The 634-nt window shown below is 33.0% G+C and carries 1 protein-coding gene; it reads right to left on the reverse strand.

Features of this window, described 5'->3' with window-relative positions:
- Positions 1 to 484: 484 nt before the first annotated feature.
- A partial coding sequence (psbH, locus tag IE178_RS37150) for a photosystem II reaction center phosphoprotein PsbH (RefSeq protein WP_193515089.1) occupies positions 485 to 634 on the reverse strand: 150 nt, incomplete at its 5' end.

A 634-nucleotide genomic window follows, 5' to 3' on the forward strand; every position in this document is an offset into this window, starting at 1 on the left:
TTCCACAATTCTATGAGTAAGAACCTTTGGATCATCACATCGCTTATTCCATGAATAGATATAATTACTCAAAATCCAAACCAAAGAAACCTTTATCTTTTGGTCAAAATAAGCCTAAATAGGGTTTTGAAAGAAGAAAAATCTTTCTATTTCTAAATTAGAATTCTTTGAAAATTTTTTTGAATCCGGCCGCAAGGTCTGAAGTATAAATCATAGTTCAAATATTTCTTAATCTATTTCATATATTCCGTGTTCCAGATACTAGAATAAATATCTGACGAAGTAGAACCATCTCTATCAAGATGACAGACCCATTCTCTGTACTATCAATAGGATCAATTATAACAAGTCACACACTCATATTACGGAAATACAGAAACAAAGAAATTCCGCGGTCGAACTACCAAAACAGGATGGGCTAGAAATCCGAGCTTTCAATGATTTTTTTTGTATTGAAAGCTAGGATTTTGCGGTTCTTAGAGATCTAATTCATTGAAATTCCATCCAATAAAACAGAAGAATTATAAATCTCCAAAATAATAGATAGAAATATCGCAAATAAAGCCATTGCGACACCCATTAAAGGAGTCGTTCCCCATCCAGGAGCTACTTTACCATATTCCGAATTGTGGAA

It is taken from the genome of Streptomyces griseoloalbus, assembly GCA_014650015.1.
GTDB classification, from domain to species: Bacteria; Actinomycetota; Actinomycetes; order Streptomycetales; family Streptomycetaceae; genus Streptomyces; species Streptomyces griseoloalbus.